The 24,853-nt window shown below is 66.8% G+C and carries 23 protein-coding genes; 6 read left to right on the forward strand and 17 right to left on the reverse strand.

Annotated features, from left to right (window positions below; translation table 11 throughout):
- Positions 1 to 3: 3 nt before the first annotated feature.
- The 9 genes from groES to ACQY5K_RS11640 form a co-directional block, all read right to left on the reverse strand.
- Positions 4 to 294, reverse strand: a complete 291-nt coding sequence (groES, locus tag ACQY5K_RS11600; RefSeq protein WP_419921338.1) for a co-chaperone GroES — start codon at positions 292 to 294, stop codon at positions 4 to 6.
- Positions 295 to 435: 141 nt separating this feature from the next.
- Complete coding sequence (gene tsaD, locus ACQY5K_RS11605; RefSeq protein ID WP_428115344.1) at positions 436 to 1,443, reverse strand: tRNA (adenosine(37)-N6)-threonylcarbamoyltransferase complex transferase subunit TsaD; 1,008 nt, start codon at positions 1,441 to 1,443, stop codon at positions 436 to 438.
- Complete coding sequence (gene rimI / locus ACQY5K_RS11610; protein ID WP_428115347.1) at positions 1,443 to 2,087, reverse strand: ribosomal protein S18-alanine N-acetyltransferase; 645 nt, start codon at positions 2,085 to 2,087, stop codon at positions 1,443 to 1,445. The genes tsaD and rimI overlap by 1 nt, the downstream gene beginning before the upstream one ends.
- Complete coding sequence (gene tsaB / locus ACQY5K_RS11615) at positions 2,084 to 2,782, reverse strand: tRNA (adenosine(37)-N6)-threonylcarbamoyltransferase complex dimerization subunit type 1 TsaB (protein ID WP_428115350.1); 699 nt, start codon at positions 2,780 to 2,782, stop codon at positions 2,084 to 2,086. The genes rimI and tsaB overlap by 4 nt, the downstream gene beginning before the upstream one ends.
- Complete coding sequence (gene tsaE / locus ACQY5K_RS11620) at positions 2,776 to 3,279, reverse strand: tRNA (adenosine(37)-N6)-threonylcarbamoyltransferase complex ATPase subunit type 1 TsaE (protein ID WP_428115353.1); 504 nt, start codon at positions 3,277 to 3,279, stop codon at positions 2,776 to 2,778. The genes tsaB and tsaE overlap by 7 nt, the downstream gene beginning before the upstream one ends.
- 12 nt (positions 3,280 to 3,291) lie before the next feature.
- Positions 3,292 to 4,488 (reverse strand): alanine racemase, encoded by a 1,197-nt coding sequence (alr, locus tag ACQY5K_RS11625; protein ID WP_428115356.1) that lies wholly within the window; start codon positions 4,486 to 4,488, stop codon positions 3,292 to 3,294.
- Positions 4,485 to 5,939, reverse strand: coding sequence for an NAD(P)H-hydrate dehydratase (locus ACQY5K_RS11630; RefSeq protein ID WP_428115359.1), 1,455 nt, complete (start codon positions 5,937 to 5,939; stop codon positions 4,485 to 4,487). Before ACQY5K_RS11630 ends, alr begins: the two co-directional genes overlap by 4 nt.
- Positions 5,940 to 6,050: 111 nt before the next feature.
- Positions 6,051 to 6,461, reverse strand: a complete 411-nt coding sequence (locus ACQY5K_RS11635) for a holo-ACP synthase (protein ID WP_428115362.1) — start codon at positions 6,459 to 6,461, stop codon at positions 6,051 to 6,053.
- 4 nt (positions 6,462 to 6,465) lie between these two features.
- A complete protein-coding gene (locus ACQY5K_RS11640) occupies positions 6,466 to 10,320 on the reverse strand; it encodes an SIS domain-containing protein (RefSeq protein WP_428115365.1) in 3,855 nt (1,284 codons plus the stop codon).
- 115 nt (positions 10,321 to 10,435) lie between these two features.
- Here ACQY5K_RS11640 and ACQY5K_RS11645 point away from each other — a divergent pair, with 115 nt between their 5' ends.
- Positions 10,436 to 11,359 carry a catechol 2,3-dioxygenase gene (locus tag ACQY5K_RS11645; RefSeq protein WP_428115368.1) on the forward strand — a complete coding sequence of 308 codons (924 nt, stop codon included), beginning with the start codon at positions 10,436 to 10,438 and terminating at the stop codon, positions 11,357 to 11,359.
- A gap of 76 nt (positions 11,360 to 11,435) precedes the next feature.
- On the opposite strand, the gene ACQY5K_RS11650 is transcribed toward ACQY5K_RS11645, so the two are convergent.
- The 6 genes from ACQY5K_RS11650 to ACQY5K_RS11675 form a co-directional block, all read right to left on the reverse strand.
- Positions 11,436 to 12,842, reverse strand: coding sequence for a phosphoglucosamine mutase (locus ACQY5K_RS11650; RefSeq protein ID WP_428115371.1), 1,407 nt, complete (start codon positions 12,840 to 12,842; stop codon positions 11,436 to 11,438).
- A 155-nt stretch (positions 12,843 to 12,997) separates the two neighbouring features.
- Positions 12,998 to 13,390 carry a 30S ribosomal protein S9 gene (gene rpsI, locus ACQY5K_RS11655; RefSeq protein WP_419921349.1) on the reverse strand — a complete coding sequence of 131 codons (393 nt, stop codon included), beginning with the start codon at positions 13,388 to 13,390 and terminating at the stop codon, positions 12,998 to 13,000.
- A 36-nt stretch (positions 13,391 to 13,426) separates the two neighbouring features.
- Complete coding sequence (gene rplM / locus ACQY5K_RS11660; protein ID WP_419921350.1) at positions 13,427 to 13,876, reverse strand: 50S ribosomal protein L13; 450 nt, start codon at positions 13,874 to 13,876, stop codon at positions 13,427 to 13,429.
- A 130-nt stretch (positions 13,877 to 14,006) separates the two neighbouring features.
- Complete coding sequence (locus ACQY5K_RS11665; protein ID WP_428115376.1) at positions 14,007 to 15,728, reverse strand: N-acyl-D-amino-acid deacylase family protein; 1,722 nt, start codon at positions 15,726 to 15,728, stop codon at positions 14,007 to 14,009.
- 90 nt (positions 15,729 to 15,818) lie between these two features.
- Positions 15,819 to 16,304: a hypothetical protein gene (locus ACQY5K_RS11670; RefSeq protein WP_428115378.1), complete on the reverse strand. Its 486-nt coding sequence runs from the start codon at positions 16,302 to 16,304 to the stop codon at positions 15,819 to 15,821.
- A gap of 3 nt (positions 16,305 to 16,307) precedes the next feature.
- Positions 16,308 to 16,940: an AAA family ATPase gene (locus ACQY5K_RS11675; protein ID WP_428115381.1), complete on the reverse strand. Its 633-nt coding sequence runs from the start codon at positions 16,938 to 16,940 to the stop codon at positions 16,308 to 16,310.
- A 904-nt stretch (positions 16,941 to 17,844) separates the two neighbouring features.
- Here ACQY5K_RS11675 and truA point away from each other — a divergent pair.
- Positions 17,845 to 18,633: a tRNA pseudouridine(38-40) synthase TruA gene (gene truA, locus ACQY5K_RS11680; protein WP_428115384.1), complete on the forward strand. Its 789-nt coding sequence runs from the start codon at positions 17,845 to 17,847 to the stop codon at positions 18,631 to 18,633.
- Positions 18,634 to 18,663: 30 nt separating this feature from the next.
- On the opposite strand, the gene ACQY5K_RS11685 is transcribed toward truA, so the two are convergent.
- Together ACQY5K_RS11685 and ACQY5K_RS11690 are read right to left on the reverse strand one after the other, a co-directional pair.
- The gene (locus ACQY5K_RS11685) at positions 18,664 to 21,681 is read right to left on the reverse strand and encodes a M16 family metallopeptidase (RefSeq protein WP_428115387.1); all 3,018 of its coding nucleotides are present in this window, start codon (positions 21,679 to 21,681) and stop codon (positions 18,664 to 18,666) included.
- Between the two features lie 180 nt (positions 21,682 to 21,861).
- Positions 21,862 to 22,206, reverse strand: coding sequence for a hypothetical protein (locus tag ACQY5K_RS11690; protein ID WP_428115389.1), 345 nt, complete (start codon positions 22,204 to 22,206; stop codon positions 21,862 to 21,864).
- Between the two features lie 68 nt (positions 22,207 to 22,274).
- Between ACQY5K_RS11690 and ACQY5K_RS11695 the strand changes: the two genes are divergently transcribed.
- The 4 genes from ACQY5K_RS11695 (at position 22,275) to ACQY5K_RS11710 (ending at position 24,825) form a co-directional block, all read left to right on the forward strand.
- Complete coding sequence (locus ACQY5K_RS11695; protein ID WP_428115392.1) at positions 22,275 to 22,874, forward strand: superoxide dismutase; 600 nt, start codon at positions 22,275 to 22,277, stop codon at positions 22,872 to 22,874.
- A 108-nt stretch (positions 22,875 to 22,982) separates the two neighbouring features.
- Complete coding sequence (locus ACQY5K_RS11700) at positions 22,983 to 23,921, forward strand: acyl-ACP desaturase (protein WP_428115395.1); 939 nt, start codon at positions 22,983 to 22,985, stop codon at positions 23,919 to 23,921.
- A 248-nt stretch (positions 23,922 to 24,169) separates the two neighbouring features.
- On the forward strand, positions 24,170 to 24,496 hold the full coding sequence (locus tag ACQY5K_RS11705) for a hypothetical protein (protein WP_428115398.1): 327 nt from the start codon (positions 24,170 to 24,172) through the stop codon (positions 24,494 to 24,496).
- An 11-nt stretch (positions 24,497 to 24,507) separates the two neighbouring features.
- Positions 24,508 to 24,825 (forward strand): transcriptional regulator, encoded by a 318-nt coding sequence (locus tag ACQY5K_RS11710; RefSeq protein WP_428115401.1) that lies wholly within the window; start codon positions 24,508 to 24,510, stop codon positions 24,823 to 24,825.
- Positions 24,826 to 24,853 lie beyond the last annotated feature (28 nt).

A 24,853-nucleotide genomic window follows, 5' to 3' on the forward strand; every position in this document is an offset into this window, starting at 1 on the left:
GCGCTAAGCGACGATGGCCAGCACGTCGCGGGCGCTGAGAATCAGCAGATCCTCGCCGGCCACGGTGATCTCGGTGCCGCCGTACTTGCTGTAGACGACGGTGTCGCCGACGCCGACGTCCATTTGGATGACCTCTCCGGTCTGTTCGGAGCGCTTGCCCGGACCAACCGCGAGAACCTCGCCCTGCTGGGGCTTTTCCTTGGCGGTGTCAGGGATGACAAGCCCGCTGGCGGTGGTCTCCTCGGCGTCACCGGGACGCACGACAATTCGGTCCTCGAGTGGCTTCAGATTCATGGTCGGATATGCCTCCTGTGGCTGACGGGGAAGCCCGGGATGCGTTAGCACTCTCACCGGGCGAGTGCTAACGATACGAGCCTCGTCGCCGTCCCGCAACCTCGCCAAGAGCTGTTGCCGGCAGCGAAACCCTGTATTGGTTCAGGTGAGAAAATCGATGCGGAGGTTGGGGTCGGCGCCACTGTCGAGCGGGGACGCGCCGTCGCTTTGCAGGCGGTACCAGGCGGTCGCAGCGATCATGGCTGCGTTGTCGGTGCACATCGCGCGGCTGGGCAGGTAGGCGTTGATGCGGTCGGCCACGCAGATGTCGAGCGTCCGCTCACGCAGGGCGCTGTTCGCCGCCACTCCGCCCGCCAGGCAGATGCCGGCGGCGCCAACTTGTTGGGCGGCCCGGCGGGTCTTGTGGGTCAGCACATCGACGACGCAGGCCTGGAACGATGCCGCGACATCGGCGGCGTCCACCGAAGGGTGGGCACGCACCCAGTTGATGACGGCCGTCTTGATTCCGGAGAACGAGAAATCCAGACCGTCGTCGAGCATGGCGCGCGTCAGGGGGACCGCTTCGGGGTCGCCCTCGTTGGCGAGCCGGTCGATGGCCGGGCCGCCTGGATAACCCAGGCCCAGGTAGCGGGCCACCTTGTCGAAGGCCTCGCCTGCCGCGTCATCTCGGGTCGCGCCGAGCAGGCGGTACCGGCCGTGCCCCTCAGACGACACCAGCATCGTGTGGCCGCCCGAGACCAGCAGCGTGACGAGCGGGAACTGCACCTCGGCGTCGTGCTCGTCGACCAGCGCGGCGTAGAGGTGCGCTTCGTGGTGGTTGACGCCGACATAGGGTACGTCCCACACCAGCGCCAGCGCCTTGGCTGCCGCCACGCCTACGAGCAGGCTGCCCACCAGCCCGGGCCCGCAGGTGGCTGCAACGGCGTCGATGTCGCTGTCGGCAGCACCGGCTTCGACCAGTGCTTCGGCGACCACAGGCGTGATGAGGGCCTCGTGGGCGCGGCCCGCGATCTCGGGCACGACCCCGCCGTATCGGGCATGCAGATCGACCTGGCTGCTGACGATGTTGGAACGCACCTGTCTGCCGTCATCCACGACCGCGGCGGCGGTCTCGTCGCAGGAGGTCTCGATGCCCAGAATGGTCGTCATCACTCGTGCCGTTCTGGCGAGGGGTCCGATGCGCTCTCGGACACGCCGAGAACTGTGGCAATGCAGTCGAGCCGGTCGCCGTGCTCGGAGCCCCCGATGTCGTGGCACCACATGACGAGGGCATCCTCGCGACCGCGCCCGGCTTCGGAGCCGCGGTAGTAGTGCTTGCGAGTGCCGACCGGCGCATAGCCGAACCACCGGTACAAGCGCTGCGCGGCCTCGTTGGATGCCCGGACTTCGAGCGTCAGTGCATCGACACGGCCGATCCGTCGGGCCTCGCGGTGCAGTTCGAGCAGCAGCTGTGCGCCGACGCCGCGACTCTGGCACTGAGGATGGACAGCCACAGAGGTGATGTGTCCCTCGTCGCCGACCAGCATGAGACCCCCGTAGCCGATCACGCCGCCCGGGCCACCGCTGCGTCCAGCCCGACACGCGACTCGATAGACCCGGTCCGCGTGGCGCTGCAGCTCGTCGAGGTAGATCGCCATCGACCAGGGCCGCGGGTACACCAAGCGGTCGATGCGACGCACCTCGCGCAGATGACGCCGCTCCATCGCGCAGACCAGCACTGCTTCAGCCGAATACGTGTCTGCTTCAGCCGAATACGTGTCTGCCGCTTCGGCGGTTCCCGACGGCGTGCTCATGACCGCTCCCGTTGCTGCCAGTTGATCCGGGCATCTGGCGCACGCAGGTACAGCGGCACGATCTCGGCGGGGCTGACGAATTCCTCGCGTAGCGCCCGGGCGTGGGCCAGCTCGACGAGGGCGCCGGCGTTGGGGTGGCGCAGGCCTTCCCGGCCGATCTCGGCGCCGCGCGCAGCTCCGAGAATGTCGGCGTAGCGCTCGGCACCGTCGCCGACGATGAGGGTCTCGGAGCCCGTCGCCATGAGCTGCGCGGCCACGTCGCCCGGCTGGCCGACGGCCGGCGGGCTCATGAGCTGGATGCCGCCGGGGGCTCGCCGGTAGGTGGCGTAGAAGATCTCGCCGCGCCGGGCATCCACCGTCGACACGATCAACCGGTCGCTGAAGCGTGCCGGAAACGCAGCCAGGTCCAGGCTGGAGACACCGATCATGGGGACCCTGCAGGCGTAGGCAATGGCCTTTGCAGTTGCCAGCCCGACGCGCAGTCCGGTGAACAAGCCTGGGCCGATGTCGACGGCGACAAGGCCGATCTGCGACAGTTTCAGCTGCGCCTGCTCGCAGAGAAACTGTACGGCGGGTGCCAGCGTCTCGGCGTGACGGCGATCTCTCGTGGTGTGGAACGACGCGATGATGCCTTCGTGACCGCCGATGGCCACGCCCACCTGCGGCGTTGCGGTCTCGATTCCGAGCACTAACACGGCTCGGCCTCCGAGCGGACCCCGAGTTGCCAGGCTTCGGCCAGAGCGTCGGCGCGGGCGAGCCAGCTCGGGCCGATGGTGTCGACCTCGAAGATGCGCATGTCGGGCGAGTCGTCGGGGCCAGCGAGCCCGATCCGGATTCGCAGAAAGTTCCGGGGCAGCTCAGGAATGAGCACTTCGCCCCACTCCACGCACACCACGCCGTCGTCTTCGAGCAACTCGGGCAGGTCCAGATCCAGCACTTCGCCGAGATTCTCGAGGCGGTAGACGTCAAGGTGATGCAGCCGCAGACGGCCTTCGTAGCTCTGCGCCAGGGTGAACGTGGGGCTCGTCACCTGCTCGGCAACGCCCAATGCTGCAGCCAGGCCTTGGGTGAACACGGTCTTGCCGGCTCCCAGGTCGCCGGACAGCAGCACGACATCGCCAGCTTGCAGCAGCGGTTCCAGCGCTGCGGCGACCTGCCGTGTCTCGTCGGCGCTGGTGGTTCGGAACTGCATGACTCAGCTTGTCTAGCGCGCCTCGCCAGTAGCGAGTCCGCATTGGGGGGCATCATCACGGCGGTAGCGGCGGGGGACGCGCAACGAGATCCCAGTGAGCACTTCGTACGGGCTGCGACCCGACCATCGGGCGAGATCGGTGACAGTGATCCGCTGATCGCCCTGACGGCCGACGAGGGTGACCCAGTCGCCGTTGTAGGCGCTGGAATCGGAGATGTTCACCATGGTCTGATCCATGCAGACATGCCCGACGACGGGGTGCGGCGCGCCATCGATGAGCACGCTGGCCCCCTGCCGTGTCGATCCAGCGCCGAGCGAGCGCGCGTAGCCGTCGGCGTAGCCCACCGGCAGTGTGATCACCCGGATCTGGTGATCCGCCGTCCAGGTGCTGCCGTAGCCGACCGAGGCTCCCTGGGGCACGACCTTGAAGTACACGACCTCGCTGTGCCACGACAGCACCGGCTCGGTGGGCAACTCCGCGGCGATCTCGGGCGTCGGGGCGATGCCGTACAACGCGATTCCGGGCCGCACCCGGTCGAGGTGCGCTTCGGGCAAACGTGCGATCGCCGCAGACGCGGCCATGTGGCGCACGGGGGTCGGGAGCGAGCGGCGCTCGTAGAAGCTGACCGCCTCGCTGAAGCGCTCGAGCTGCCTGCGGGCATCGGTGAGATCCACCGCATCAGCGTTGGCGAAGTGGCTGAACACGCCCTCGACGCGCACGCAACGGCAGCCCAGCGACTCGGCGAGCAGCTGGTCGGCGTTGTAGTGGTGAATGCCGATGCGCTCCATGCCGGTGTCGATCTTGAGATGTGCCCGCGCGGTGGCGCCCGCAGCTGCCGCTGCTTCATCGATCTGTCGGAGTTTCTCGATCGACGGTGCCGTCAGGATCAGGTCATGCTCCACAAACAGGGGAATCTGCCGCTTGACGGCGCCTCCGAGCACGTGGATGTCAATGCTCACACCGGCTGCGCGCAGCGCAAGCGCTTCCTCGACATAGGCGACGGCCACGCAGGTGACGCCGGCCGCCTGCAGCGCCATTCCGATGGGGCCGATGCCGTGTCCGTAGGCGTTGGCCTTGACGACCGGCACCACTTCCGCGCCGCCGACGTGCCTTCGGATCGCCGCCAAGTTGCGATCGAGTGCAGCGAGGTCGATGTCGCACCAGGTCGGGCGCAGCTCTGCTGGGTCGGCCATCGTTTCGACGGTCATGGTCGGCGCCGATCCGGTTGCGACCGTGCGAGCTCGATCCTGGCGGCTTCGAGCAGGCCGACCTGCGCCGCGGCCAGCAGCGGCACTGACGCAGCTGCGGGGCCAGCGGCCTCGCAGCTTGCAGTCCGACCGTGCCAGTGCGCGGCTGCAGCGACCAGCGACAAGAGCGTTTCCGGGTCGGCTGCGCCACCGGACAGCGACGCGGCAATGACGCCCGAGAGCACATCGCCCGACCCTGCTGTGGCCAGTCGAGCCGTTCCCGCTGTGACGGCGAGCACAGCTGCGGGTCTCGTGCTCGCGTCGGGTCGAACCGGGGACGCCACGAGGGTCGTGGGACCCTTTGCCAACACGACAGCGCCAAGGTCGGCCGCGGCCTGGCGGACCGACCCGAAGCGATCCGCAGCCGGCGCGGCACCGGTGAGGCGCGCGAATTCGCCGTCGTGAGGAGTGAGCACGGTCGCTGCTGTGCGGGCACGCAGGCAGTCCGGGTGCTCAGCAACCGCAGCGAGCGCGTCTGCGTCGACGACCAACGGAACCGGGCAGCTCTCGATGAATGCAGCTATCTGCGCGGCGGACGTGGCATCGACACCGATTCCCGGACCGATCACAGCGGCGTCGAACCGATCGATGCCGTCGAGAGCCGCGGCGGCCCATCGCCCCGGTCGCAGGTTGCGTGCGACCGTCTCGGTGGGGCGCGAAACGCTGGCCGCGGCCAGCCCCGGCGAGCTGATGACGACCATGCCCGCGCCGGCCTGCTGCGCGCCAGCGCACACGAGATGGCCGGCTCCGCGCATCTGCGGTGATCCCGCGATGACCCGAACGGCGCGGCGCCACTTGTGCGTGGACGGCGGCAGGGTCGGCAACACGGCATCGGCATCAGCGTCGGTCATGAGCCACGCGGCTGCGCTGGTGGCGTCGAGGCCGATCGGAGCAACCTGCACCTCGCCGGCTGCGGTGGTGCCTGGAGGCAGAAGCAATCCCGGCTTGAGCGCACCGAACGTGACCGTGGCCGCGGCTGGCCAGCAGCCGTGATCTGCACCGGTGAGCGCGTCGATGCCGGACGGGATGTCGACCGCCAGCACGGGCACTTGGGGCGCTTGGTCGGCGCCCCACGGGCCGCGCAGTCCGGTGCCGTAGGCAGCATCGATCACCAGGTCCCACGGTGCGCAGGATCGGCCGTGCGCCGCGGCAACGAGCTCAAGTGCTCGCGGCGGCGCGGCGACCACGCAGCGAACGCCCCAGCGCGCCAGCACCGAGGCTGCGACCCTGCCGTCGGCGCCGTTGTTGCCCTTGCCGGTGGCAACCAGCACACGGCGCCCGTAGGTGCCGCCCAGCATCCGGCGCGCCGCGATTGCCACTTCCGCTCCGGCGCGGGCCACCAGTACGTCGGTGGGGACGGGCGCGGCAGCGTCGATCGCCGACATCTCCGTCGGTGTCACAATCGGGATCACGGCGTCACCGCGTACGGGTGCTCGAGGCCACGGTTGCGGCTACGGCACTCGCAGCAGGGGCACTCGCAGCAGGGGCACTCGCAGCAATGACGCTCGCAGGCGATGTCGTGCTCATCGTGCCAGGACCATTGCCGCGGCCACGGCCGCAGTGTGGGTCAGCGAGACCTGCCAGCTGTGCAGGCCCGCCGCGGCGGCCCGTTCGGCGGCGAGGCCGCGCAACACCAGCTCGGGTCGTCCCGAGTCGTGACGTCTCACCTCGATGTCGCGGAACTTGCACGCGCCCAGACCGATTCCCAGCACCTTCATCACTGCTTCCTTTGCAGCGAATCGGGCGGCGAGTCGGATGTCGGGATCGACGCTCCCATCGGCGTAGGCGAGCTCGGAGTCGGTGAACAGGCGTGTCCGCATGCCACGGCGACGTTTGAGGACGGCGGCGAAGCGGGGCACGTCGACGAGATCGATGCCAATCGCTGGTGCACCAATTCCGTTGCCGCTCGCGCCAGCACTCCCTGGCGCACTCACTGGGTCATTCTCCGTCCGCGCCGGCAGCACCCAACCAGTGCTCAGCCAGCACATACACGGGCCGCGTCAGCAGGTCGAACACGTCGACCGTGCCGAGCAGGTCGTCCCGGAACCAGGGCAGCGACTCGGTCACTGCGTCGGCCAGCGCCCCGTACCGCCCGCGGTAGCCCATCAGCACCGCCCGCATCGCCGGCGTCGGCAGCCGGGCCGCGAACTGGCAGTGCAACAAAGTGAGCCCGGTCGCGGACCCATCTTTCGTCTCGGGTATGTGGAGCACGCTGCGGCCGTCGCTGCCGCGGGCCACAGTGACTTCGCGTTCATACGCGGCGCGGTGCTTGCTGCCGCGCAGCTGCGGGTTGGACGCGGTGCGCGACTCGATGCCCAGCGCGGTCCCGCCCCGGTCGGTCAGCCAGATGGTGGCCTCGGGACTGCTCGCCGACGCCACCTCGCCTTCGATGCGGTAGCGCGACCAGCCGGTGACCTCCACCACAGCGGGGTCGAGCGCGGCGAGCGTGCGCAGTGCGGCGTAGGACAGCCGATCTCGTGGAGCGCCGGCACCGATCGCGGCAGCGACCAGCATCGAGCCCATGAGCGTCTCGTCCGCCCGCGAGATGCCCACGGTGACCGTCTTGGCTTGGTGCTTGACCGTGTCGACAGGGCGGGTGAGCTCATCGATCGCAATGTTCAACGCGGCGGTGAGGTCCTCGATGAGGACCGAGGGTCGGCCCACCTTTCCCATATCGATCTGGTACGTGTCGAGCGGCGCGACGCCGGTTGCGTAGCGCAGCACCGAGCCCAGTCGGGTCGCAGAGCCGGCACGCAGATGGCCGTCGTAGCGCCCCGCCCGCAGGCCGTCGCCGAATCGGTTTGCAGCCGGAGCCAATCGCTCGGCCAACACGCTGAGCACGTCTATCGACCCAGAGGTGACACCAGCTGGACCCTCGCGGCGTTCGGCCGCGAGCAATGCTTCGTCGCGGCTCCGGACCGCGAGCAATGTCTCGTCGCGGCTCCGGACCGCGAGCAATGCTTCGTCGCGGCTCCGGACCGCGAGCAGTGCTTCGGTTGCTGCACGCATCTCGCGAAGCGGCCCCGCAAGCGCATCGATCGCCAGCGCCGCCTCGTAGCAGAACAGGTGGCCAGCAGCCGTCGCCAGCACGAAGTCCAGCGCGGGGTGCACTGCGGGCACTTCCAACAGCTCCGCGGCGGCGTCGAAGCGGCCCGTCCCCGCCGAGGCGACCACGATCGGCGTCGCCCGATGCGCCCGATAGATCGCGATTTCCTTGGCTGCGTCAGTTGCGACCGAACCGCTGAGGCCTGTCGCGCACACCCACACCAGCGGTTCGCACGACAAGTCGATGTGCTTCTTGTCCTCAGTCGCGTCCTCGGCGACGGCGTGATAGCAGAGCTCGGAAAGCTTGATGCGGACCTCACGCGACGCGATGCGGTTGGGCCCGTTGCCAACCACTGCCCAATGACGGTGCGCGCCGACGTGGCGGCGGGCGATACGAGCAATCTCGTCGTGCGCAGCCAACACGCTTGCGAGCGCTGCCGGAAGCTCGTTGAGTGCGCCGAGCAAGTCGCTCACAGCACGCGCAGTGCGCGGATCATCAGGACGCAGCTCCGCAGCGATAGCGGATGCCAGCAGCGCCGAGGCCGCGATCTGCGCGTAGAACGCCTTGGTGGATGCAACCGACATCTCCACGTCGCGCCCGCCAGATGTGTAGAGCACGCCGTCGGCACGGTCAGTGAGATCGCTGCCTCGTCGATTGACGATGGCGACCACTGCCGCGCCGCGCGCACGCGCGAGATCGACCGTGCGGTTCGTGTCAGTGGTGGTGCCGGACTGGCTGACTGCGACAACGAGCGTGTCGGACATGTCGGGGCGCAAGCCGAAGCCGCTGAATTCGGTCGCGAGCGTCGCCGATGCATCGAGGCCGCGAAGCAACGGTGACGGCTCCAGAAGGGTCCCGAAGAAATGCGGCAATGCGTCGGTGGCGGCGGCAGCCGTGCCCTGGCCGATGGCGACGACGCGCCTGATCGACCCGTCGCGCAGGCGTGTCCGCACGCCGGTCGGCAGCACCTCGGCACCGAGCCGCGCCGCCAGTACGGTCCCGGTTGCGGTCATGCGGCCACGCAATGTGGCTGTCTCAATGCGGCCACGCAATGTGGCCCGAAGCGAGTCGGGCGCTTCGCGGATCTCCTTCAGCAGGAAGTGCGGGCTGTCGCCCCGGTCGATGTCCCGGGTGGTGATCTCGGCAGTGACAACGTCATCGTGTCGCAGCGGCAGTTCGGAACCGTCGTAGGAGAATCGCTGCAGGGCCACAAGCGGCCCTGCGCCCGGGCCGTCATCGGCGACAGACGGTGCGCTCACCAGCATGACCTGGCCGCGGCTGCCGACGGGGTTCGCCGGGTTGGACGGTGTCTCACCGTCGAGGCGCACGAATCGGCGGCATTCCTCGACGAGTCCGTAGGGCTCGCTGGCAACGACGTAGGCGTGGTCGGTGGCGCCGACGTACAGGGCTTGCCCGCTGCCACGCAGCGCGAGTGCGACCGATCCCGGCAGGTCCGAGGCATGCGCTGCAATGGCGACGGAGCCGTCGAAGGTGCTCACGGTGTCGACGAACGCCAGCCGGAGTCGCTCGGCAGTCGTGGCGTTCGAATCGGCCCTCTTCGAAGCAGCGAGAGCCTGCCGCAGCATGGTGGGGATGACTTTGGCGTCAGTGGTGATCTCCGGCGCGATCGACAGACGGCGCTGTGCCAGCAGGTCGGCGTAGTTGTCGACATCGCCATTCAGCACAGCGGCAACGTGCGCGCCGTCGCGAGGCGACGCAGCAACATCCGCGCCGTCGCGAGGCGACGCAGCAACATCCGCGCCGTCGCGAGGCGACGCAGCAACATCCGCGCCGTCGCGAGGCGACGCAGCAACATCCGCGCCGTCGCGAGGCGACGGCCATGCGTCGAGGGGGTGAGTGTTCGGCTCGGAGACGATCCCGATACTGGCCCAGCGAGTGTGGCTCAGCACGATGGTCTCTGCTTCGTCGTACGACAGCGCCCAGCGCAGCAGGCTGTCGTCGCGGATCGCCGCCCGCAGCGCAGCCGTGTTGTCGCCCAGTTCGCCGATCTCTGCGGCCGTCTTGTAGACGAAGGCGAGCCCGTTGTCAGTAGCGCGCACCGCGCCCGACCCGAACAACGGGTCAGCGAGCCGCTGGCTGAGGCTGTCCCCATCATTGATGGCGGTGTCGAGGTCCGCTCCCCGCACGAACACCTGCAGGCCGGCCGAGTCACGTCCGCGCACTTCGAGCCGATCCAGCGCTGACAGCGCGACCTGGATCGACCACAGTCCGCCCACTGCAGTCGGTGGCGGCGTGCCTCCCCAGAGCCCGATGATCTCGCGGGCCATGCGCAGCCGGTCGCGCCGAAGCGCGAAGGTGTGGTCGGCCAGCTCCCCGAGCGCGGCATTGATGCGCTCGACCCGAGCGCCGGCAGCATCGAGCGGGCTGTCGGGCTCATTCGAACGGGTCACCGAGACGTCGCTCGAATCGACTGCACTGTCGAGGTCAACAATGTGTGCGGCCAACGTCGCCAGCACAGCGTCGATCTCCAGCACGCACTTGGCGTCCTCGACAAGCAGGCGAACTCCCGGCAGCGACCGCAGCGCATCATCGGCCACTCGCAACAGCGCCGCTGCCGCTTCTAGATCGAGTGCAAGATCGCGCTCGCCGCCATCAGCGGTCGTGACGTCCGGGCCCGCCGCGACGCCAAGCAGCGCCGTGGCGTCGCGCAGCAGCGGTAAAACAGCCGCGGCTTCCAGAGCCAGCCGGTCGTCCCGGCGCCCGAGGACCGCCACAATCCCGCACACAACAGCGAGGGTACCGAGCACCCGTACGCCCTCCAGCCAGACGCACGGCCGCCGGCTGTGGGGGGAGGACGTGCGTGATTAGATAGATGGCAACAACTCACAGGGGGGTTTCGCCATGGCCATTACGGGCGTCATGCGAGCTGGGTACGTGCAGGTTCGTGTCACGGACATGGACGCCAGCATCGTTCACTACCGAGATCGAATCGGCTTGTCCGTGGTGCACACCGGTGAGGACGGTCGTGTCTATCTCAAGGCATACGACGAGTTCGACCATCACAGTGTGATCTTGCGGCCCGCCGACGAACCCGGCATGGACTTCATGGGCTTCAAGGTGCGCAACGCCGACGACCTGACTGAGCTCACCGACAAGCTCTATGCCCACGGCGTGGCGATTGACCACCTCGAGCCGGGTTCGCAGCCGACGCTCGGTCGGGTCGTCAGCTTCACGATCCCGGCGGGGCACACCATCCACCTCTATTCGGAGATGGCGATCGCCGACAAGGCGCCGCCGACGCACAACCCTGACGTGTGGGACGAAGAGCCACGGGGCATGCGGGCCACCCGAATGGACCACTGCCTGCTGTACGGGCCGAACATCGCCGAGACCGTGGAACTGTTCACCGAGGTGCTGGGCTTCGAGCTCGCCGAGGTGGTGGTCGCACCGGACGGCTCCTACATCGCGCCGTTCCTCACGTGCGCCAGCAAGGCCCACGACGTGGCCTTCGTTCACCACGACGATCTGGGCATCTTCCACCATGTGTCGTTCTCTTTGGAAAGCTGGAACGACGTTGCCCACGCTGGCGACGTCATGAGCCGGTTCGACATCGCGGTGGACATCGGCCCGACCCGCCACGGCATCACCCGCGGCCAGACAATCTACTTCTGGGATCCGTCGGGCAACCGCAATGAGGTGTTCTCGGGCGGTTACATCTACTTCCCGGACAACCCGCAGCGGACCTGGGATGCCGCGCAGCTCGCCAAGGGCGTGTTCTACGTCGACCGTCGGCTCAACGAGGCGTTCCTGAACGTCTACACCTGATCCAGCGCGGCGCCCGCCGCGTCACCGACAATCGAGCGGCGAACGTCGCACCAGCGAGAACCGGTCGGCCATCAGGTCAACCTGTTGTTTCGACAATTCCCGCGCGCACCAGCTCCACAAGACGTTCGGCGAGCGCCTCAGCCTTTGCAGCGGTCGGCGCTTCGACCATGACGCGGATGACAGGTTCGGTGCCGCTCGGGCGCACGAGGACACGGGTGTCGGGGCCGGCTTGGGCGCCAACATCGTCGATCTTGCGCTGTACCGCCGCGGGCAGGACGCGGGGTCCGCTCGTGAGCTCGACATTGCGGAGCACTTGCGGGGCTGTCTGCATGGCTGGGGCGGCCAGGTCGGCGCTCGAACGCACCAACGGGTCCGCGGCAGTCCGACGAACGACGAGGTCCGCGAGGTGGACCGCCGTGCGCAAGCCGTCACCGGTAGTGGCTTCGTGCCGGAACACGATGTGACCGGACTGCTCCCCGCCGAGGCTGAACCCGCCTGCGTCGAGCGCCTCAAGCACAGCCCGATCGCCGACGGCGGTGGTGGTGAGCCCGATCCCTGCGTCGAACATCGCTCGACGCAATCCCAGGTTCGACATAACGGTCACCACGAGGATGTCGTCTGCCAGTAGACCGCGATCGCGCAGGTCGACGGCAAACAGCGCCATCGCACGGTCGCCATCGATGAGCTCACCAACGCTGTCGACCGCGATGAGCCGATCACCGTCGCCATCGAATGCAAGCCCGAGGTCGGCTCCCGCCTCGAGCACCGCTGCCTGCAGCGCGGCTGGGTGCGTCGATCCGCATCCCTCGTTGATGTTGCGACCGTCGGGCTCGCAGAACAGCGCCGTCACCTGCGCGCCCAACCGCTCCAGCAGCGGCGCAGCGTGAGGCGCCGCGGCGCCGTTCGCGCAGTCCACGACGAGATGGAGACCGTCGAGCGAGCGACCGCCAATTGCGTTGCTCAACGACGCTTCATAGGAAGCGAGCACACCATTCGTCGCTGCGTCGGAATCACCCGCGGTGGTCGCTTGCTGATCCCGCCGGGCGACATCGCTTTGAGCGGGCCGATCGCCGTGCGTGATGCCGATTCTGGCGAGGTGCTCGGCCACCGACGCCTGCGCACCGTCGTCGAGCTTGGTTCCGCCCCGGGCGAACAACTTGACGCCGTTGTCATGCCAGGGGTTGTGCGACGCCGAGACCATCGCTCCCGCGGCGTTGTGCAGCCCTGCTGCGAATGCAACGACCGGCGTCGGCACGACACCGAGATCGATGACCTCAGCACCGGCGGCACGCAAGCCCGCCGCCAGCGCCGCCGCCAGCGCTGGTCCCGACGTTCGCGTGTCGCGTCCGGTCACCCAGCGAGCGCCGCCAGTCGTGCGTGAGACGGTCTCGGCCGCAGCACGCCCCAGCGCATGGACGACGACTTCATCGAGTTCCGAGTACGCCGGTCCCCGGATGCCGTCGGTTCCGAAGCCGAGATTCATTGCGCTTCGTCCCCGAAGCCGAGATTCATTGCGCTTCGTCCCCGAAGCCGAGATTCATTGCGCTTCGTCCCCGAAGCCGAGATTCATTGCGCTTCGTCCCCGAAGCCGAGATTCATTGCGCTTCGTCCCCGAAGCCGAGCCCCTCGACCCCCGGACTAGCGCTTGGAGTACTGCGGAGCCTTGCGGGCCTTCTTGAGGCCGTACTTCTTGGATTCCTTCTTGCGGGAATCACGGTGCAGCATGCCCGCGGACTTCAGCGTGGGCCGCATCTCGGCGTCGAGCACGATCAGCGAACGGGCAATGCCCAGACGCAGCGCTCCGGCCTGGCCGGCAACGCCGCCACCATCGAGGGTGGCATCGACGTCATAGTTCTCGGTTGTCTCAGTGAGGCGCAGCGGCTCGGTGATCGTCATGCGGTGCACCGATGACGTGAAGTACTCGTCGAATTGGCGTCCGTTGACGGTGATGCTGCCGCTGCCGGGCCGGAATCTCACCCGGGCGACGGCGCGCTTGCGGCGGCCGGTGGTCTGCGTCAGCGGTACGGGCACGTGATCTCCGGTGGTTGATCGTGAGGGTTGGCAGCCTCAGCGTGCCGCAGCAGCGTGTGGCAGCGGCAGGGACTGGGGTTGCTGGGCAGCGTGGGGATGGTCGGGTCCGGCATACACCTTCAGCTTGCGCAGCTGCGCGCGGCCCAGACGGTTGTGCGGGAGCATGCCGCGAATGGTCCGCCGGACGGCGTCGGCGGGACGGCGAGCCAGCAGATCGCTGTACTTCTCGCTGCGTAGGCCGCCTGGGTAGCCGGAGTGGCGGTGCACCATCTTGGCGTCCGCCTTGCCGCCGGTGAGCACGACCTTGTCGGCGTTCACCACAACGACGTGGTCGCCGCAGTCGATGTAGGGAGCGAAGGTGGGCTTGTGCTTGCCGCGAAGGATCCTGGCGACTTCGGTGGCCATGCGACCGAGCACCATGCCCTCGGCATCGACGACATACCAAGCGCGCTCGATCTCGGATGCTTTGGGGGCATAGGTGCGCACGCTGGAACTCCGTTGCGGCTCGTCGTCACAATTGCGGTCTCAGCGCCCTGTTTGGACGCTGTGAAACGGACTTCGAGAGGCTACCCGGCCGCGAGAAGAACACCCCCGGCGCCAGTGGCGTCCACGGGGTTCACGCCGTCGCGGTGACCGGCTCGGTGTCGCGGCCGGCGCGCAGCAGGGTGCCCGGACGGGCGTCGGTGAACTCGCCGCCGCTCACAGCCACCTCGCCACCGATCAGCACCGTGTTGATGCCGTCAGCCTCTCCGTACAGGCGCCACGCACCGCCGGGCAGATCCTCGCGCACCTCGACGGCTTTCGGACCGACTGAATCCGGATCGAACACCACGACATCGGCGTGCCAGCCGTTCGCGATTTGACCGCGACCAGCGAGCCCGTAGAGCCGCGCCGGGACATCGGTCAGCTTGTGGACCGCGTCCTCAAGCTCCAGCATCTCCCGATCCCGAGCTGCGGCCAGCAGGTACGTCGAGTAGTTGAACGTCGCCAAGAAGTCGAGGTGCGCGCCCGCATCAGAAGCACCGATCACGCAACGGTCGTCGTTCCACAGTTCTTGGCGCAGCGCCCAGCTGTCGGGGTCATCGCCCGCCGCACGGGGATACAGGCCGGTCTTGAGGTCATCGGCCACGACCAGGTCGCAGAGCGCTTCCCACGGCGTGGTGCCCTGCTCGTCGGCGATCTCGCCGATGGTGCGACCTTCGAAATGCGCAAGCTCGGGCTTGGACACCTCACCGACCGTCAGACGCTCCCAGCGGGCCAGGCCCCGGAACGCACTCGGTTGCTGGGCGAGGTCGTTCAGCTCGGCCCGGCGCTGCGGATCAGCCAGCAAGGCTGCCTTTTCGGATGGCGGCAACGCCATCGGCTCGGTCCAGCCGTGCAGCGTGTCGAGCAGGAAGCCACTCTCGAAGCACAGACGGCTGACAGCAGGCATCGGTGCGGTGAGCGCCACCACACGACCGCCTTGGCGGGCTGCGAAGTTGCCGGCTTCCAGCTTCTGTGAGATGACGTCGCGGCGCCGGCCATCGGCGAAGATCACATTCCAGTTGAGCGGTCGATCCGCCGCCACCGACATGTCGGTAAGCAGCTGGTAGACGTCGGTGTCGAAGCGCTCGACGGTCGGGATGAACTCGATTGCTACGGCTGGACTGTCGCGCAGCACCGAACACAGCTCGATCAGCTCCGCAGGATCGGCGTGACGAGACGGCACGCCCTCACCGTCAGCGTCGTTGTGTGTCTTCGCCCACGACGAGCTGAAGCCCAAGCCTCCGGCGGCGATGCTTTCGGCCAGCATCGCCTTCATGGCTGCGAGGTCGGTGGGCGTGGCTGCCTCGCCGACGGAGCGCTCCCCCATCACGACGCGCCGCAGTGCGCTGTGACCCACCAGGAAACCGGCGTTGGGCATCAACGTGCCGTCGATGGCGTCGAGGTACTCACCGAAGCTGCGCCAGTCCCAGGGGACGCCTTCTTGCAACGACGCGAGCGGCATGCCCTCCACTCGGGCGAGCATCCGCATCAGGTAGTCGCCGTGCTGGGGCTCCAGCGGTGCGATGGTGAAGCCGCAGTTGCCGCTGATGACCGTGGTCACGCCGTGCAGCGGCGAGGGCGACAGCGTCGTGTCCCAGAACACCTGAGCATCGAAGTGCGTGTGGATGTCGACGAAGCCGGGTGCAACGACCTGGCCCGACGCGTCGATCGTGCGCACTGCCCGACCCTCGTTGCGCACAGCGTCGTCGCCGATGGCCACGATTCGGCCATCTCGAATGCCGACATCCGCCTGCTGGCGCGGTGCGCCAGTGCCGTCCACGACCGTGCCGCCCGCAATCCGGATATCGAGCATTTTGTCTCCTCTCGACCGTGGCCGTTTTCACGCTGGCGCCCCGGCCCTTCCACGGAAGTTACCGTGCCAGCCGTGACGGGTGCTGAGGCATCAACGGCAGAGATCAGTCCTTGCGAGCAACCTCTTGCGTGCTGGCGAGAAGTCATCCGTGACGCGTGTGGAATAGATCTTTCCTCGCGGTGCATCGATGAGTTGGTTGTTCCCGAAGTCTCTCGTGAGCCTCTGGTCGTTCGTATAGAGCAAGCGAGCACCTGACAACTGCGCCAACGCAACGATGTGGTGGTCATCGGACGTACAACCGTCATCGACATTCGGCGGCCGTGCCTTCAGCTCTCCGGTGCGGGCATCGACGTCGTCATTGTCGTACAAGGTCAACTTGCCGCTGCGACGCAACTCCGCAAACCAATTCATCATCCGCTGCCCACTGCCGGTAAATTCCCCCATGAGCTTTGAGCCGCCGCCAACGAGCGGAATCCGGCCGGCATCGACGGCCTTTCGGAAGCCTCGTCCAGCATCGTTGCCCTTGGGGTCCCACAACTCATTGCCGACATTCGCCGCGTCGATGATCGCGCACACCGCTCAGTAACTCACCGAACGTTGGAGTTCCTCCAAGAAAAACTGCCGATAGTCAGGCGGCGCGCCCTCGATGTTGCCGAGCCGATCGACCGAGATGGAGTGCAGGCGGACATCGAGGCCGAGTCGTTCGAAGTAGACGATCGACACATCGGCGGGTTTCAGGTCGTGTTGCTCGTCGGCCACCGCCATCCGCACCCGGTCGATGATGAAGTCGCTGTGCGTCTCTACGATCAATTGTTTGCGCTTGCGCGGTGGCGTCGTGACCAGATGACAGAAAAGGCTCCCCAGCGCAGCCTGAGCACTCGGATGGAGGTGAACTTCCGGCTGTTGTAACAGCAATGTTCGCGGACCCTTGTCCCTCAACATCTCAGTCACTACTGGCAGCACCTGACTGATGCCATAACCCACGTCGACGAGGTTCCTGAACGGACCCTTCACGCCCTTGCCAAACTTGCGAACTTGCACCTGAAACGGATCGACATCGGTCTTGCCCCGACGACGAACCCGAAGTTCATCGAACAGCCCGGCGTCTCGACCAAAAGCTTCGAGGCGTTCCTGAAGCGCGTCCCACGACGAAGCGTCGCGCAGCGCCAACTGGGCCAGATACGTCGGCACATAGTCGCCGACGGGATCCACCGAAACTCGTACTGGGTCGTACGTCCGCTTTGGTTGAGAACGCACAGGAGCGCTCGCGAAGGGCCGATCGCTCCGGACGTCACGCCGGCCGCCGAATCGGTGCACGGAGAGCAGCAAGGCTTTGTCGAGCTCCTCCACGTCCTGGATCGTGAGGTCGGGAGCGCCCTTGAGTGGTCGTGCGGCCGCGAGGTCGGGCTCTTCCTCGCGAAATGCGAACCTGAGTCGGAACAGGAGACTCCTGATTGGTGGAAGGGCCTCCAGCGCAGCCGTTCCTGTCGAAGTCGGTTTCGCCGATTGTGCGTGACACCTCCACCGCCCACGCGGAGTGCCGAACTCGAAGTTGTCCAACTCGTCTTCTCGAAGGTGTTGGACGAGCCAGTAACCGCCTCGTTCGAGGCGTCTGCTGACAGGTGCGGGAGCTGACCATTGTTCTTCGAAGGTCACCTTGACGCCCAATAGCTCAGGCTCGCGGTCGTTTCTCGAGTCCGTCCGAGCGTTGTCTTCGAAACCGGCCTCGAATGCTTGGGCTCGGCCGCCACCAGCACCGCGATGGTGCGCAATCTCCTCGAAACTGCCGAGGTCGTATGGTTCTTGCTTGAAGTCGGGGGCCCGATCGCTGTATGCGATGTCCCACAGCGCGCGAACCATGGCCATCAGAGACGTCTTGCCGCTGCTGTTCTCCCCCACGAGCAACGTCAGCGGAGCCAAGCGGGCTGTCTGAGGTACATCACCGAAGCAGCGGTAATTGCGGAGTGTGATCGATCTCATCGCCTTCTCATCACTCTCGATGACCGACACTCGGTGGCTCGTTGTCGATCACCCTAGGACCGCACAGTCCGCCACCCAGCATCCATTTCGGCCTGCAGACTGCTCGAAGCTCACAAACGAAGTTACCGTGCCAGCCGTGAGCGAGCAGCGGCCAGCGCTTCGTAGCCACGAGCGCGTGATCCGCCTGGACCTTGCCTACCGGGGCACCAGCTTTCGGGGCTTTGCCGAGAATGCCGGCGTGCGCACTGTGGCAGGCGAGCTCACGAGAGCACTCGATCTCGTGCTGGGACAGTCCGGGGCCCTGACGGTCGCTGGACGCACCGACGCCGGTGTGCACGCCGTCGGCCAGGTCGTGTCCTTCCGCACCGCCAGCCCCCGGATCGAATCCGGCGTCGACCGGTTGGGGGTCTCGCTGAACCGGCTCCTGGGGCCGGACATCGTGGTCACGTCTGCCTCCGTGGTCCCCGACGCATTTGATGCCCGGCGCAGTGCCTCAGCGCGGGCATACGAATACCGCATCCGCAACGCCGCGTTTGCCGATCCGCGTTTCGCGGACCTCGAGTGGCACATCGCGGCGCCGCTCGATGTGGAAGCGATGAACGCGGCTGCGGCACACTTCGTCGGCGAGCACGACTTCAGCTCGTTCTGTCGACGTCCCAAAGGGCGCCCCGATGCGTCGCTCGTACGCACGGTCTCTGCTGCGCAGTGGCATGGCGACGGGGAGCTGCGTCGATTCGAGATCGAGGCCAATGCGTTCTGCCACCAGATGGTCCGCGCCCTGGTGGGCCAGTGCGTGGCAGTGGGAAGGGGCGACCGGTTCGCGCACGACGTCCCCGGCGTGCTCGCGGCTGCGTCGCGCGACGCAGCCGCGCCGATCGCGCCGCCGCACGGGCTCACACTCGTTGCAGTCCGCTACCCCGGCTGACGCCGGCAGCCGCCGGCACCTGTCGTCGGCTTACTCGGCGCTGCGGAACACCTCGATGCGGTTGTCGAGGTCGAAGAACAGCGCGATGTGCTGGCGAACGTCTGCTGCGGTGACTTGTTGCAGCGCCGCTCGCCGCTGTGCGGGTGTGCCCACGTTCTCGTCGTCGAGATGCAGGCGGGCCAGCAGCGGATTCAAGATCAGTGAGTTGGACTCGAGCACGTAGTTGTCCTGGAGCACCGAGATCGCCTGCTGGAGGTCGCGTTCGGTCGGCCCGTCGGCAATCAGCTCGGTGATGATCTCGAGAATGCGGGCGTGGCCCTGCTCGAGCCCTTCTGAGGCGCCAGTGGAGCTGATGCGCGAGCTCCACGTGCCAGTGGCCTCGTTCGCAGAAATCGACGGCGAGACGGAATAGGCATCGCCCAGCTGTTCGCGCACGCCTCCGTCCAGCAGGTCGTCGAGGATCGACTCCGCCACATCGGCAACGACGATCGACTCGACCGTGATCGGCAGCTCGGCACCGAACGCGATGTCGAACCCGCTCGCGCCGGCATCGGCGTCGACGGCGATATCGATCCGCTGAACACCGCTGGGGAACGGCGGTTGGCGGTTCACAAACGTGTCCGATGCGCCCTGGGGCAGCGAGCCGATATAACGCGCCGCCAGGTTCTTGACCGTGTCACGGTCGATGTCGCCGACAACCACCACCATCAAGTCGTCCACATTGGCCAGGCGGGCGTCGTACAGGCCCAGCAGCGACGACGTCGTCGTTGCGTCGATCTGTTCTCGGGACGCGATGAATTGATGCCATTCGCTGCCCTGGTACAGCGCGTCGAGCAGTGCCAGCTCGGAGATCCACTGCGGGATCGTCTCGGAGTTGGCGAGCCGGGATTCCATGGCCTGGACCTGCTCGCCGAGCGCCACATCGGTCATGTGGGGCTCGGTGATGTACAGGTGCAGGATCGAGAACAGCGTTTCCAGGTCGTCGGCGCCCGTGGCTCCCGAGAAGCCCTCGGAGAACTCGGCGATGAACGGGCTCACCCGGGCTGTCGTGGTGGCCAGGAACTCGTCGAGCTGCGTCGCAGATGCCGGACCCAAGCCGCTGGCGACGACCGCCGCCACTGCATGACGGGCCACAGCAGAGTCACCCGGCGACAGCGTGGACCAGCCGCCGCGTCCCTCAGCGATCACGTTCACCTCGCCGGCGGCAATATCCGACGGCACGAACACGACCGTGGTGCCGTTGGGGAACTCCCACTCATACGCGTCCTCGAACAGATCGAGTGCGCTTTCGCTGGTCGGTGCAACCGCCGGCGGCGGCCGCAGGAGCGTCTCGACGGAGTCTTCGGGGGCCGGAGCAGCCAGCGGGACCACCGCCTCGACGGCAGCGACCAGCTCATCGGCAGTGGGCACGTCGGCAGGATCGGGACCGATCGACACCAAGATGGGTGCTGCCAGATCGAGCAGCCAGCGCAGGTGTGCGGTCAGCTCGGAGACGGTGAAGGTCTCGAGCAGGGCGCGCTGGCGCGCGACGCGATCGCTGACCGGCGAGATGTCCGACGCGCTCAGGAAGTGGCCGAGGTAGTCCGAGGCGTACTCGACGTCCTGCGTGGTGGCCTCGCTTTGGAGCTGGAAGTCGAACGACGTGCGGACTGCCTCAGCGACCTGATCGAGCTCGGACTGGGTGAATCCCCAGCGAGCAGCGCCTTCGACGACCGAGATGTAATCGGTGGTCGCCGCGACGAGATCGGGGCCCTGGTAGTTCGTGCCGATGAACCGCAGCGCCCGCGCAGCCGAGAACGTGCCGAGGTGCGGCTCGGTCGTCTGCGCAAGCAGACCGGCCTGGAAGGCGGCATCGAGACGGACATCGAGCATGCGCACGATGACCTCTTCGGCGAACCGCAGACGCTCCCCGCCCACGGTTCCCGACGGCCACGCCGGCAGCTGCCAGTCCAAGGAGACGTAGATGCTGCCGTGATCGGGATGGGTGGCGACGTCAGCGAGAGGCTCAGTTGCGAAGTGCGCCGTGAACGCATGCCGGTCGGGTTGGTCCGCAAGCTCCGACGAGCGCGGTGCGAAATCGGCGAAGCTCTCGACGACCCGTGCCTCCACTTCGGAGACCTCGAAGTCGCCCACGACGACGACGGCCATGTTGTCGGGCCGGTACCAAGTGTCGTAGTACTCGCGTAGCTGCTCCGGTGTGACGTTCCCGTTGGACTCTTCGTTACCACCGATCTGGAGACCTTCGTAGACGTTGCCCAGGTAATACAGCTCGTCGATGGCGCCGCCGATGCGGCCCGCAGCCGACTCGTCGCGCAGCCGGTACTCGTCGATGACGATCCCACGCTCGTCGGAGACGTCGGAAGCCAACAGCGTCGCCGCAGAGGCCCACTGCGACAGCACCGAGAAGGCAAGATCCAGCGCGGTGGGATCGTCGAGCTGGAAGTCCAGGATGTACACCGTCTCGTCGGCGCTGGTATAGGCATTCAGGTCCGCGCCGAACTCAGTGCCGATGTCACGCAGCACCTGGTCCAAAACGTTCTTGGGGTATTCCTCGGTGCCGTTGAACAGCATGTGCTCAAGGAAGTGGGCAGCACCCCTGGCCTCGGGCGGATCTACGAGCCCGCCAGCGTCGACCGCCAAATACACGATGACACTGTCGCCAGGCGAGTCATTCGAACGCAGGTAGTACCGAAAGCCGTTGTCGAGCTGACCGATGAGCACCGCGCCGTCGACTGGAAGCAACGTCGCGTCGGGATCCGTGGGGTCGTAGTCGTTGAAAGCGCCCAGATCCGCCGGCGGGTCAAGCTCGACGGCAGGTTCAGTTTCTTCGGTGACGTCGGCGTCCGGGGCGGTGTCGGCGTCCGTGTCCTGTTCAGGAGCGAGGGCTTCAGGTTCGTCAGCGTCCGACTCGGGATGCTCGGAGTCCGCCATCTCGGGCATGTCGTCGGCGTCGGCGCGCGCATCAGGACTGTCGGGAGCGCATGCGACTGCCAGCAGGCAGGATGCGAACAGCAGCGAAAGGAGCCTGCGCCACAGGACTGATTTCATCGGATGAGGGGCCTTTCAGACGATGGATCGCTGCGGTGCCCGAGCAGCCGAGTTGCCGCTGCGACGCGCCGAGCAAGCGGGGCAGAACGGTACTCGCAGCTGCGGCGTCTGCGGCGTCTGCGGCGCCGAAGCGGGACCATTCGGCCGGGCTAAATCGACTGGGCCAATCGGAACTGACGCTCACAGCTGAGCGATCTGCTCCAGGAGGGCCTCGGGCGAGCCATCGCAGTCTGCGATTTCCGTCGAGGTCATGGCCTCACGCCAGCCGTCGCCATCGCGTGCCAGGATGCTCGGGAGCGCTGTGACGGTCGCGAGTTGGGCCGGCGTCGCCTCATCGCGGTGAACGAGGTCAAGTTCCACCGCGGATGCATCGCACGCTTGCTTCCACTGGCGCGAGCCGGTGGGGTTCCAGCCATGGGTGATGTCGCAGAGTGCGCACTTGGCGCGACCCGTGAGCTTGCCGAGGGCGTAGCGCAACTCTCCCATGAGCGTGCCGTCCGCGTCATAGATGCCCACGAATTCCACGCCGCACCATACCGCTGCACCTGAGGGGACTCGGTGTCGCCGCTGGCATACTCGCTACCGGAGATCTCGTGACGATTGAGCTTGCAGTCCTGCCCTACGCGCCCGACGCACTCGCCCCGCACATCAGCGAGCGCACGATCAGCTTCCACTACGGCAAGCACCACGCCGGCTACGTGCGCACGGTCAACGCGGCTGTGGCCAGCACGCCCGACGAATCGCGGTCGCTCGACGATCTTGTGCGCTCGCTGCCCGCCGGGGGGCTGTTCAACGCGGCCGCGCAGACCTGGAACCACGACTTCTACTGGCAGTCGATGTCGCCGGGCGGCGGAGGCGATCCCGAGGGCGATCTGGCTTCGGCGATCGAGGCCAGCTTCGCCAGCGTGGACGCCTTCCGAACACAGTTCGCTGAGGGCGCCGTTGGCAACTTTGGATCCGGCTGGGGCTGGCTGGTGCACGATCCTGCCGCGCAGGGCTCGCTGCGGATCGTCCAGACCGACGATGCCGGGACACCGCTGACCGACGGCCTGAATCCCCTGCTGGTCATCGACATCTGGGAACACGCCTACTACCTCGACTACCAGAACGCCCGCGCCGCCTACGTCGACGCTTTCGTCGAGCACCTCCTCAACTGGGAATTCGCAGCCCAGAATTTCGCCGCCGCGCGATGAACGCCAGCCGTCGTGGTCAGACCGCGGCGCAGAGTGTGATTGCGCGGTGTCTCGTAACCGTCGCGCGGGTCGTTAGGCTGAGTTCCGAATTCTGATTGGCGATGCCCGATGTCTGTAGAAGTCGATGTCCGGTCGCTTGCCGACCTGGAGCCGGTGGTAGAGCAGCTGCTTGAGCGCCACCTTCGACAGACCAAGGAGTGGCATCCCCACGCGTTGGTGCCCTGGAGCCGGGGCGAGGACTTCGGGCCTGACTACGAGTGGTCACCCGAAGAGGCGAATCTCAGCCCTGAGGCCCGCAGCGCCCTGTTCGTGAACGTGCTCACCGAGGAGAACCTGCCCTACTACTTCCGTGACAGCGAGCGGCTGTTCGGCCGAGACGGCGCTTGGGGCGAGTGGGTGCGCCGCTGGACCGCGGAAGAGGGGCGCCACGGCCGGGTCATCTACGACTACCTATCCGTCACCCGCGCTTTGGACCCAGTGGCGTTGGAGCGGGCCCGTATGGCGATGGTGCAGTGCGGGCAGGTGCCCGAGCCCCCCAGCATGCTCGAGGGCCTCGCCTACGTGACACTGCAGGAATTGGCGACCCGAATTGCGCACTTCAACACGGGGCGCCACATCGACGACCCAGCAGGCAAGGCCATCATGCGCCGGGTTGCCTTCGATGAGAATCTGCACTTCCTGTTCTATCGGGATGTGATGAGCGCCGCCGTCGAGATGGACCCTTCCAGCGCGGTGGTCGCCATCGCCAACCAGGTGAAGGGCTTTGCGATGCCCGGGATGGGCATCGCCGATTTCGACGCTCACAGCCGCACCATCGCTGAAGCCGGGATCTACGACCTAGCGATTCACCACGACCAGATCCTTGAGCCCGTGGTCTTGCGCGATTGGAACCTGCCGGCACTGACCGACCTCTCCAGCATCGCCGAGGCCGCCCGCGATCGGTTGATGAAACTGATCGATCGCATCGGCCGCGTCGGGCAGCACCTTTCCGAGCGCTACGCCGAAGCGCGGAGATCCCTGAGCCGAGACGCAGCGCTCCTGCAATAGCTCTCAGCGCTAGCTGCGGTCCACCAGGGTGGCGACACAACGCAGGTGCGGCTGGCTCGAACGTTGGAACAAGACGCCGTGAGTTCCCGCTTGTTTGTTGCCGTTGGCTCTGTTGGTTTGTATGGCAAACTAGTTTGTGTTGCAGCAGGAAGTGTGCGATGACGCCAGACAGCGACGACACGGCGGTGCTGAGCACCGAGGAGGGGTGACAGACCATTCAGGCCACCATCCACGACGCCCGCGGGGCCATGTACACCGCAGGGAGCACGGCAATCCTGCTGATGTGGGCCGGCATTATCTCGGCGGCGGGCCTTCTTCCAGGAGCGGCGGGGCTGTGGAACGAGACCCGGGCCGAAACCATCCCGTACGTCTTGGTGGGTGCCATCGCGCTGGGGTACGTGCTCTTCGGCATTCTGCACAAGCCCGTGATTGCGGTGTTCGGCTTGGGCTACGCCGTGTCGTTCTACGTTCCGCACTACCTCTTCGATGACATCGCTCCAGCGATCTCTGGAATCGCGATGCTTGCGTTGCTCGCTGCCACCTTCGTCTGGGTGCACCGCAACGACGAATGGTAAACACCGGCGGCGTGTCTGGCAGCGGTGCGATCGTGCTCAACGAGACGGTCCATCAGCCGACCCGGCTGCGCATCATGTCGATGCTCGTCTCAGTGGACACAACTGACCCGCTCGCCTATGGATTCCTGCAGAATCACCTCGAGCTGACGCCGGGCAACCTCACGACCCACTTGCGAAAGCTGGAAGATGCGCAGTACGTGGCAATCACCAAGGAGTTTCACGGTGTCAAACCGCGCACCTGGGTTCAGGCCACAGCGGCAGGGCGGCATGCGTTCGCCGAGTACCTGACGAATCTCGAACGAGTGCTCGGCGTTCGCGCTCGGCCCTGAACAAGTTCACGGCTCGGCACGCCTGCAG

The sequence above is a fragment of the Candidatus Poriferisodalis sp. genome (assembly GCF_965262965.1).
Classification (GTDB): Bacteria; Actinomycetota; Acidimicrobiia; order Acidimicrobiales; family Poriferisodalaceae; genus Poriferisodalis.

What these genes read in the sequence shown, in the direction of transcription:
- groES (WP_419921338.1), bottom strand. Translation starts at nt 294, where the DNA reads ATGAATCTGAAGCCACTCGAGGACCGAATTGTCGTGCGTCCCGGTGAC.
- ACQY5K_RS11645 (WP_428115368.1), top strand. Translation starts at nt 10,436, where the DNA reads ATGGCCATTACGGGCGTCATGCGAGCTGGGTACGTGCAGGTTCGTGTC.
- ACQY5K_RS11650 (WP_428115371.1), bottom strand. Translation starts at nt 12,842, where the DNA reads ATGAATCTCGGCTTCGGAACCGACGGCATCCGGGGACCGGCGTACTCG.
- ACQY5K_RS11665 (WP_428115376.1), bottom strand. Translation starts at nt 15,728, where the DNA reads ATGCTCGATATCCGGATTGCGGGCGGCACGGTCGTGGACGGCACTGGC.
- tsaD (WP_428115344.1), bottom strand. Translation starts at nt 1,443, where the DNA reads ATGACGACCATTCTGGGCATCGAGACCTCCTGCGACGAGACCGCCGCC.
- rimI (WP_428115347.1), bottom strand. Translation starts at nt 2,087, where the DNA reads ATGAGCACGCCGTCGGGAACCGCCGAAGCGGCAGACACGTATTCGGCT.
- alr (WP_428115356.1), bottom strand. Translation starts at nt 4,488, where the DNA reads ATGACCGTCGAAACGATGGCCGACCCAGCAGAGCTGCGCCCGACCTGG.
- ACQY5K_RS11705 (WP_428115398.1), top strand. Translation starts at nt 24,170, where the DNA reads ATGTACACCGCAGGGAGCACGGCAATCCTGCTGATGTGGGCCGGCATT.
- tsaE (WP_428115353.1), bottom strand. Translation starts at nt 3,279, where the DNA reads ATGCAGTTCCGAACCACCAGCGCCGACGAGACACGGCAGGTCGCCGCA.
- ACQY5K_RS11700 (WP_428115395.1), top strand. Translation starts at nt 22,983, where the DNA reads ATGTCTGTAGAAGTCGATGTCCGGTCGCTTGCCGACCTGGAGCCGGTG.
- ACQY5K_RS11685 (WP_428115387.1), bottom strand. Translation starts at nt 21,681, where the DNA reads ATGAAATCAGTCCTGTGGCGCAGGCTCCTTTCGCTGCTGTTCGCATCC.